Genomic DNA, 9869 nt, shown 5'->3' with positions numbered 1-9869 from the left:
ATATTAATATTCATCATTACTTTATATATAATTGCATTTTTTGCTTTTTATTGTGTATCATAAAAAAAACCTGTTCAAAAGAACAGGTTTTTAGCAATTATTTTTTCTTTTGCGCCGCCTTTTGGGCTTCTGCCTGTTCCATCATTTCACGCATTTTCTTTTGAAATTTAGATTCCGATTTAGGCTTGGTTTTATTTTCTTGAATTTGTGCATGAATTTTATCATTATCGATAATATAATACTTAATAACTAACATAATACCAATAGTGATTAGGTTAGACATGAAATAATATAAACTCATTCCTGATCCATAACTATTAAAGAAAAATAGCATCATGATTGGCGATACATAAATCATCACTTTCATAATTTTACTCATATCTGGCATTCCTTCTTGGGGTGGTGTTTGCATCGCTTGATCACCAGTAGTCATTTTCATATAAAAGAAAATAGCAACCGAAGCCAAAATTGGGAATAAACTAACGTGATCACCATATAATGGTATATGGAATGGTAATTTAAAAATGCTATCATAAGAAGATAAATCGTCAGCCCATAAGAATGATTGTTGTCTTAAATCGAATAAAGCAGGAAAGAAATAAATCAAAGCATATAATACTGGCATTTGTAATAAAGCTGGTATACAACCCGCCATTGGATTAACTCCTGCTTTTGAGTATAAAGACATCGTTTCTTGTTGCCTTTTCATTGGATTATCCTTGAACTTCTCGTTAATTTCTGCAATTTCAGGACGTAAAACCTTCATTTTTGCTTGAGATAGAAACGATTTATAAGTAACTGGAGATAAAACTATTTTAACTAAAACTGTTAAGAATATAATAGCTAAACCATAAGGTAAAAATCCAGATAAAATTCCAAAAACTGGAATAAATACATATTTATTGATCCATCCGAAAATTCCCCAACCTAATGAGATAATTTCGTCTAAATTTTTATTGTAGTCATTTAAAATCTCATATTTCGCTGGACCATAGTACATATTCATAGTATATGCTAAAGCACCATTCTTAAATTCAAGAGGCATTTTAGCACTAAAATTTTTAGTGAAAACGGTATCTTTTTTATCATCATCAACTAAGTTATCCGACTTTAAATCAGCTGTTTTAAAAGGCGTATCTGTCAATAGAATAGAAGTAAATAGGTGTTGTTTATAAGCAATATAACTTACGTTTTCCACTTGCTCTTCATCATCTTTTGCAGCGCTTAGATAATCGTCTTTATCTCCTTCATATTCATAAACTAATTCAGTATATCTATTTTCATAAGAAACACTTTTTTCGTTTCTGAACGTTTTAAGATTCCATTCTAAATCAGAAGCTTTAGAGGTATTCAATACATTTTCTAAACCTTGTGTGCGGATTGAGAAATCTAACATGTATTGTTTAGGTTTCAACACATAACGATACTCTAAAAACTGATTTTCACCCGTTTTTAATTGCATAGTTAATACTTGATTTTCGCCTTCTTTTGTAAGTTTAGGTTCAAAATACAAGTCTTTAGTATTTAAAGTTTTATTTTCTTTAGTAGTAAGAACTAAGTTTAATGAAGCATTATTTTTTTTAATTAACTGAACTAATTCCTTTGAACCTTTTTTTATTGCTTCAAATCCTAGTATAGTAGCTTCCTCAATGTAACCACCTTTGTTAGCTATTTTCAAGCTAAGAACTTCATTTTTAATTTCTGTAACTTGATCTTTAGCTGTAGGTAAAGTAGCGGCATAAGCAAAAGCACCATATTTAGTTTTTAATTCAGGTGATGCTACACTATCATTTGTAGCAACTGAATTAGTAACCGATTGAGGCTTTTCTGATTTAGCTGTTTTTTCTGCTAATTCTTTCTTTTTTTGTTCTGCTAGTTCTTCTTTAGTGGGTTGATTGTTATACATCATCCACATTAAGATTCCAAAAATTAATGTAAATCCAATAAAAGATTTAAAATCAAACTTTTTTTCTTCCATTTTTAGTGTTTCAAATATTTGCGTCTTCAGTTAGTCGCATTATTCTATCAAATGATACAATAATTACTTATTTTTTACAGCAGCACTCACCAAACCAACAAAAAGTGGATGTGGATTTACAACTGTACTTTTATATTCTGGGTGATATTGTACACCAACAAAGAATGGATGATTCGGCAATTCAATTACTTCAACTAAACCAGTATCAGGGTTTAATCCAGAAGCAACTAATCCTGCTGATTCCATTTCTTTTAGGTAATCACCATTAAATTCATATCTATGACGATGGCGTTCCAAAATAGCCGATTTGCCATATATTTTATAAGCCAAAGTTCCTTCTTTCAATTCACATTTCCAAGCTCCTAAACGCATAGTACCACCTTTGTCCGTAACTGTTTTTTGTTCTTCCATCAAACTAATTACAGGCGCAGCAGTTGACGCGTTCATTTCAGTTGAATTGGCATCTTTTAATCCCAATACATTTCGAGCAAATTCGATAACCGCCATTTGCATTCCTAAACAAATTCCTAAGAAAGGTAACTTATTTTCTCTAGCATAACGTACTGTTTCTATTTTACCTTCAATTCCTCTTTCACCAAATCCAGGAGCCACTAAAACGGCGTCTAAACCTTTTAATTTGTCTGCAATATTTGATTTATCAAGAAACTCAGAATGAATACTTACAACATTTACCTTTGTTTCCTGAGAAGCACCTGCATGAATAAAGGCTTCTAAAATAGACTTATACGAATCTTGTAACTCAACATATTTACCTACTAAACCAATATTTACTTCATATTTAGGGTTTTTATGTTTATGTAAAAATTCATTCCATTGTTTTAAATCTGGAGCCGCCTTTTCTGGTAAATTTAATTTCTTTAAAGCTACCTTATCTAAGCCTTCTTCTAACATTAAATTAGGAACGTCGTAAATTGTAGAAGCATCAATCGATTGAATTACTGCTTCTTTTTTCACATTACAAAATAAAGCTAACTTTTGACGTAAGTCAGCAGATAATTCATGTTCTGTTCTGCAAACTAAAATATCAGCTTTAATTCCACTTTCCATCAATGTTTTTACTGAATGCTGCGTAGGTTTCGTCTTTAATTCACCTGCGGCAGATAAATAAGGAACTAATGTTAAATGAATTACAATTCCATTTTCTTCACCTAATTCCCACAATAATTGACGAACCGATTCAATATAAGGCAACGATTCAATATCACCAACGGTTCCCCCTATTTCAGTAATTACTATATCATAATCGCCAGACTTACCCAGCAATTGCATTCTTTCTTTAATCTCATTGGTAATATGCGGAACCACTTGCACCGTTTTTCCTAAAAACTCACCACGTCTTTCCTTTTCAATTACCGATAAATAAATTCGACCAGTTGTTACATTATTAGCTTGAGAAGTGGGTACATTTAGAAACCTTTCATAATGTCCTAAATCTAAGTCCGTTTCCGCACCATCGTCAGTTACATAACATTCGCCATGCTCATATGGGTTAAGTGTACCTGGATCTACATTAATATAAGGATCAAATTTTTGTATAGTTGTCCTATACCCTCTTGCTTGTAATAATTTTGCTAAAGATGCTGCAATAATTCCTTTACCCAAAGAAGAAGTTACACCACCAGTAACGAAAATATACTTGGTCTGATTCATTGTGTGTTGTTTATTTTAGTTGTGTGTTGTTGTGTTCTAATTAAAAAACGTGCAAAGATAATATTAATTAGCTAATGTGCCAATTAATAAAGAACTCAATTGATTGATTTTTTTATAAATATCAAAGCGTTGGAAATTGTTTTTTGATATTACGAATTAAATCCTCTAAACCATTTAACTTTAATTCATAGACTAGTTGTAATTGTTGTCCTAATTCACCTTTAGGAAACCCTTTATTTTTATACCAAACAATGTATGGCTCAGGTAAATCAATAAGAAAACGCCCTTCGAATTTTCCGAAAGGCATTTTAGTATGAGCTAATTTTATAAGTTGTTCTTTTTCCAAGTCTTACTTCCAATTAAAAATAATCTCTTTCTTAATATCTGGATGTAAACTGTAAAAGACAGGGCAAGTCATTGCTGTGCGCTCTAGAATGGTTCTTGTTTTCTCATCCACAGAAATAGACATTCTAAAAACAACTTGAATTGTTATAATTCTTCTCGGTTCTGTCCCCATAATTTTAGTCACATCAGCTGTTGATCCTGAGAAATCAACATTCATTTCTCTTGCTTTTATTCCCATTACGGTAAACATACAACTAGCTAAAGCATTAGCAACTAAATCTGTTGGAGAAAAAGCTTCCCCTTTTCCATTATTATCTAATGGAGCGTCAGAAATAATTTCACTACCAGAATTAATATGAATTGAAGAAGTTCTTAATTCACCCAAATAAGTAACTTTTGATGTTGGCATATTATTTTGCTTGTTTTATAGTTAAATCATCATTATAATAGAGCATGTAAACTCCTCTATTATTGTTGTTTACATAATTAAATTGACTTTCAATTTGTTCTGTTTCTACTTCATCTACAGTAGCCGAAAATCCGTTTTCCTGACACATTCTCAATATAGCATCAAAGGTAACATCAAATCCACGAGTAGCATATTGATTAGGCATTACTTTATTATCTTTTCTATATGCTGAAGCAAAATTTAATGCTTCTTTAGAATCATTTTCTCTAATAGCTGATGGATATAGCAATTTTAAAGAAGCTAATTTTTTTATTGTAACATCTTCGAAATCGAGAGCGTCATTGAATTCAGTTACGACTAATTGAATATCAAATTCTTTTTTAAATCCAATTAATTGATTTACAGCAGACAAAACTTGCATAATTTTATCAGAATCTAGAATAATAAAATTCTTTTTCCCTTTAACTAATTGTGCTTTTAATGTAGTAAAATCTAAAATACCTTTATCATTAAATGAATATGATTTTACCCCAGTCACTTTATTTGCGATGTAAGCAGATAAAGAGGTACGAGCAGAACTATGGATAGCAAAAATGGCATCCGATTTCGATTTTAAATAATTGAATAGTTCTTCTCTTTGTATATCTTCTGAAGGCATAGCATAAAACACATTTTTACCCCCTTTTCCTCCATCTTTCATTAAAGGAGAAATAATAGGAATATTTTTATCCATTAAAAGTTCACCTGCAGTTTCAACAAATGAATTAGTAAACGGTCCAATAACTAAATCCGTAGTCGAAAAATCATTATTTTTTATAATTGAAATAACATTTGAGGAATATTTAGAAGATTCTGCATCAAAAACTTTTACTTTAATGGGCAAACCCAAAACTTTAGCAGAATCGATGGCTTTTAATGCTCCAGCATAAAAATCTAATGTAATATTTAAAAATTTATCCGATTTCAGATATTCTATTTTAGTTTTAGTTGAATCATTCTCTATACGATTAATATTGAATGGCATCAATAAAACTAAATTACGCTCTTTAGAAAAATTAACTGTTTCGAGTAAATTTACTTTACGCTTATTTCCAGTGACCGAATCCTTATTTTTAGCTAACTGTTTTCCTTCAACTAAGGGTAATTTCAAAACAAAACCAGTAGATAGTCCTTGAGTTACACTAGGATTTTTCTCAATTATTTTCTCAATTGCTACATTGTTTTTCTTCGAAATACTATATAAGGTTTCTCCTGATTGAACCGTGTAATCAAAAAAATGATCAGTGCCATTCTTATTTACTACTATTATTTTGCTACTTTTAGGTAATTCAATTTTTTCAGTCAACCGAATAGTATCTCCAGTTTTTACATCAGATTTAATATGAGGATTCAATCGTTCTAATTCAGAAATTGAAATATCAAATTTCTTAGAAAGGCTATACTTTGTCTCCTTTGCTTGAATTTTATACATCAAAGGAATTTCTTTCTTTACAGTAAATTTTTCAGTAGTTCCAGTTTTATTTAGTATTAAATAAGTTAATTTTTGACCTGGTGAAATACCATTTTTAGCAACTGGATTATTTTTAATTAGTTCATCAACAGAAACACCTAACTTACGTGAAATAGCATACAACGTTTCTCCAGTTTGAACTACATATTCATTTTTAATAAATTTTGATTTGTTATCAGATGAAAAATACTCTTTTTTACTTTTTACGGGTATTGTAATTATAACATTTTCTTTAAGTCCTTTTTTAATTTCTGGATTTAATTTAATGATTTCTTCAGGAGTTACTTGGTATTTTTTTGAAATACTATAAAGAGTTTCTCCTTTTACAATAGTATGCTTTAACTGCGCAAAAACTGTAATTGTAAAAATAAAAGTAAGTATTCCTGATAAAAATAATTTTCTCATAACTAAAAAAATAAAAAAAGGTAATCTCAAAATTTCAATCCAAAAATACTAATTCTAAATTGAAACTGATAAATTACCTTTCATTATATTAAACATTCAATATTTTTATTCCCACTCAATTGTTGCAGGTGGTTTAGAGCTAATATCATATACTACTCTATTTACACCTTTAACTTTATTGATAATTTCATTAGAAATTTTCATTAAAAATTCATAAGGTAAATGCACCCAATCAGCAGTCATTCCATCAGTAGATTCAACGGCTCTTAGCGCTACAACTTTTTCATATGTACGCTCGTCGCCCATTACCCCTACACTATTCACAGGTAATAATATTGCACCCGCTTGCCATACCTTGTTGTATAAGCCATGCTCTTTTAGACCGTTGATAAAGATAGCATCAACTTCTTGAAGAATACTCACTTTTTCTGGAGTAATATCCCCCAAAATACGAATAGCTAATCCAGGACCTGGGAAAGGGTGACGACCTAATAATTCATCATCAATTCCTAAAGTTTTACCTACTCTACGTACTTCATCTTTAAACAACATACGTAACGGCTCTACCACTTGCAACTTCATAAAATCTGGCAATCCACCTACATTATGATGTGATTTTATTGTTGCAGAAGGACCTTTTACAGATATTGACTCAATTACATCCGGGTAAATAGTACCTTGACCTAACCATTTCACATCAGTTAATAAATGGGCTTCATCATCAAATACTTCAATGAACACACGACCGATAATCTTACGTTTCGTTTCAGGATCATCTTGTCCGGCTAATTCATTCAAAAAGCGTGCCGAAGCATCTACTCCTTTTACATTTAACCCCATTCCTTTGTATTGGTTTAATACATTTTCAAATTCATTTTTACGTAATAAACCATTATTAACAAAAATACAATACAAGTTTTCTCCAATTGCTTTATTCAATAAAACTGCAGCTACTGTAGAATCTACTCCACCAGACAAACCTAACACTACTTTATCTGAACCTATTTTAGCTCTCATTTCAGCTACAATTTCGTCAACAAAAGCATTTGGTGTGAAATTTTGTTCCACTTCAGCGATTCGAACCAAGAAATTTTCTAACATTTGTTTACCGTCTTCCGAGTGGTAAACTTCTGGATGAAATTGAATGGCGTAAGTAGTTTCACCTTCAATACGATAAGCAGCATTTTCAACATCTTTAGTACTGGCTAATTTAACACCATTTGTTGGTAATTGTTTGATGGTGTCTGAATGACTCATCCAAACTTGACTATTAATATTTACTTGATCGAAAAATAATTCATCGTCTTTAATAAAAGTCAAATTAGCACGACCGTATTCTCTAATATTTGAAGGCGCCACTTCTCCACCTGAAAAATGGGCTAAATATTGCGCTCCATAGCATACCGCTAACAATGGTTTTTTACCTCTAATTTGAGATAAATCAGGATGAGGAGCATCTTCAGCTCGCACAGAAAAAGGACTTCCAGAAAGAATTACAGCTTTATAATTATCTAAATCCTCCGGAATATTATTATAGGGAAAAATTTCACAAAAAATATTTAATTCTCTCACTCTTCTTGCAATTAATTGCGTGTATTGAGAACCAAAATCTAAAATTAAAACGTTGTGTTGCATTGCTTATTTATTAGGAGCTTTATTTTGTTAATATTCAAAAAAAAGCTCGTTTATGATTAATACTTAAAAGTTCCGTATTCACTAGTGATGGTCAATTCAGTCTTATCACTTGCTTCTACTCTACCCACAATTTGTGCGTCGATATTAAAAGATTTAGAAATCTCAATAATATCATTTGCAATTGCTTCAGGAACATACAATTCCATTCTGTGACCACAATTAAACACTTGGTACATTTCTTTCCAATCCGTTTTGGATTGTTCTTGAATTAATTGAAATAAAGGAGGAACCGGAAATAAATTATCTTTAATTACATGTACCTGATTTACAAAATGAAGCACTTTAGTTTGTGCCCCACCACTGCAATGTACCATGCCATGAATATCTTTTGAGGTATATTTTTCTAAAATTTTTTTAATTACCGGAGCGTAAGTTCTAGTCGGTGATAAAACTAATTGACCTGCATCAATTGGACTATTTTTTACAGCGTCTGTTAATTTTACTTGTCCAGAATACACTAAATCATTCGGAACGGAAGCATCATAACTTTCGGGATATTTTTCAGCTAGGTATTTTGCAAAAACATCATGACGAGCAGAAGTTAAACCATTACTTCCCATGCCACCATTATAAGACGATTCATAAGTAGCTTGTCCGAAAGATGCCAAACCAACAATTACATCTCCCGATTGAATATTGGCATTATCAATAACATCTGAACGTTTCATTCGAGCCGTTACAGTAGAATCAACGATTATCGTTCTAACTAAATCCCCTACATCTGCAGTTTCACCACCTGTTGAATGAATCGTAACACCATGTTTTTTTAAATCGGTAATCAACGCTTCTGTACCGTTTATTATCGCAGAAATCACTTCAGCAGGAATTAAATTTTTATTACGTCCAATGGTACTTGATAGTAAAATATTATCAGTGGCTCCTACACATAATAAATCATCAATATTCATGATTAAGGCATCTTGTGCAATTCCTTTCCATACTGATAAATCACCCGTTTCTTTCCAATACATGTAAGCTAAAGACGATTTTGTACCTGCTCCATCAGCATGCATAATCACACAATAGTTTTCATCATTGGTTAAGTAATCGGGGATAATTTTACAAAAGGCTTTTGGAAATAAACCTTTATCAATGTTTTTGATGGCATTATGTACATCTTCTTTAGATGCAGAAACACCTCTAAGGTTGTAACGTTGACTTGCTTCAGCGCTCATTATGTTGTGTTGTTGTTGTTTGCGCAAAAGTATAAAAAATATGTTAGTTAGACAATATTTTAAATAGGCGAATGTATCATATTATTTAGAATAGACACTTTGAAAAATCGACATATTGACCAGTCGCTTTTACTTCTGTAAAATCATAATTTCTACTCGTCTATTGGCTGCGGCTTGTTCTTCATTGGCTTCTGGAATGGAAAATTTTGGTTTTGATACACCAAAGCCCTTTACAACAACTCGATCTTGTCTAATACTATTTACCATTAATACACGACGTATTTGTTTAGCTCGCTCTAAAGATAAATTATTATGGTCTTTAGTAACACAACAAATATGACCTTGAATTTCAATTCTTAAATTAGGATTTTTGTCCATAATGTAAATCAATTCGTCAATTGATTTTTTTGAGGATGGCATTATTCCAAACGAATTTTTATAAAATTGTATTTCAGGCAAAACAATTAAGGTTCCAGGTTTAGACAAAGCTACTTTTTCTTCTAAAGTTGCATCAATAGGAAAATGCATATCTACTTCTTCAATAGGTATTAATACAGCTGGAGTTTCAACTTTAGGTTTAATTCCTAGAATTTCATTTTCTTTAGCTAAATCTTTTTCTAATAAAAAATGAATAATTGCTTTTCTATTTTCTGCTTTATTTTTTGATTTTGCTCCTTTTTC

The 9869-nt window shown here is 31.1% G+C and carries 8 protein-coding genes; all 8 read right to left on the bottom strand.

The window, feature by feature from the left end:
- Positions 1–97: 97 nt before the first annotated feature.
- Positions 98–1978 (bottom strand): membrane protein insertase YidC, encoded by a 1881-nt coding sequence (gene yidC, locus QZ824_RS08980; protein ID WP_291275685.1) that lies wholly within the window; start codon positions 1976–1978, stop codon positions 98–100.
- A gap of 63 nt (positions 1979–2041) precedes the next feature.
- Positions 2042–3649: a CTP synthase gene (locus tag QZ824_RS08975; RefSeq protein ID WP_291275684.1), complete on the bottom strand. Its 1608-nt coding sequence runs from the start codon at positions 3647–3649 to the stop codon at positions 2042–2044.
- Positions 3650–3770: 121 nt separating this feature from the next.
- Entirely contained in the window at positions 3771–3995 is a 225-nt protein-coding gene (locus tag QZ824_RS08970) for a DUF3820 family protein (protein WP_291275683.1), read from the bottom strand.
- A gap of 3 nt (positions 3996–3998) precedes the next feature.
- The gene (locus QZ824_RS08965; protein ID WP_291275682.1) at positions 3999–4403 is read right to left on the bottom strand and encodes an OsmC family protein; all 405 of its coding nucleotides are present in this window, start codon (positions 4401–4403) and stop codon (positions 3999–4001) included.
- A gap of 1 nt (position 4404) precedes the next feature.
- Positions 4405–6318, bottom strand: a complete 1914-nt coding sequence (locus QZ824_RS08960) for a LysM peptidoglycan-binding domain-containing protein (protein ID WP_291275681.1) — start codon at positions 6316–6318, stop codon at positions 4405–4407.
- 105 nt (positions 6319–6423) lie between these two features.
- Positions 6424–7953: a glutamine-hydrolyzing GMP synthase gene (gene guaA, locus QZ824_RS08955; RefSeq protein ID WP_291275680.1), complete on the bottom strand. Its 1530-nt coding sequence runs from the start codon at positions 7951–7953 to the stop codon at positions 6424–6426.
- A 56-nt stretch (positions 7954–8009) separates the two neighbouring features.
- Positions 8010–9188, bottom strand: a complete 1179-nt coding sequence (locus QZ824_RS08950; RefSeq protein ID WP_291275679.1) for an AIR synthase related protein — start codon at positions 9186–9188, stop codon at positions 8010–8012.
- Positions 9189–9317: 129 nt separating this feature from the next.
- Positions 9318–9869: OmpA family protein (locus QZ824_RS08945; RefSeq protein ID WP_291275678.1), on the bottom strand; the 552-nt coding region annotated here is incomplete at its 5' end.

The sequence above is a fragment of the Flavobacterium sp. genome, assembly GCF_021151785.1.
Classification (GTDB): domain Bacteria; phylum Bacteroidota; class Bacteroidia; order Flavobacteriales; family Flavobacteriaceae; genus Flavobacterium.
The sequence above is the reverse complement of the archived record's forward strand: the minus strand, read 5'-3'. Positions and strand labels throughout refer to the sequence as shown.